We start from the raw sequence: 244 nt of genomic DNA, 5'->3' as shown, positions 1-244 counted from the left end.
CTGCTACCAGAACAGGAACGCCAGACCAGTCCTTACTCAAAATAAATTCGTCAACTTGACTGAAATATTCTGGGTAATGCTTGCCTTTGAGAGAAGTTTCGCCCAGTAAGTGGGCTCTTGAAGGCTCTCCTGGAACTCCGATCAAAGTTACTTGCGGCCCACCGAGCTTTTCAACCAAGAAATCTTTCATTTCAAGATGGCAGCTAATAACAGCCACATGTTTGCTAGCAGACAAAAAGTCTAA

The 244-nt window shown here is 44.3% G+C and carries 1 protein-coding gene; it reads right to left on the bottom strand.

The window, feature by feature from the left end; all coding sequences use genetic code 11:
• A partial coding sequence (locus tag FS767_RS23110) for a hypothetical protein (protein WP_218571751.1) occupies window positions 1-244 on the bottom strand: 244 nt, incomplete at both ends.

It is taken from the genome of Pseudomonas sp. DE0010 (assembly GCF_007680745.1).
Taxonomy (GTDB): domain Bacteria; phylum Pseudomonadota; class Gammaproteobacteria; order Pseudomonadales; family Pseudomonadaceae; genus Aquipseudomonas; species Aquipseudomonas parafulva_B.
Note: the sequence above shows the minus strand (reverse complement) of the source record. Positions and strands in the feature narration are given on the sequence as shown.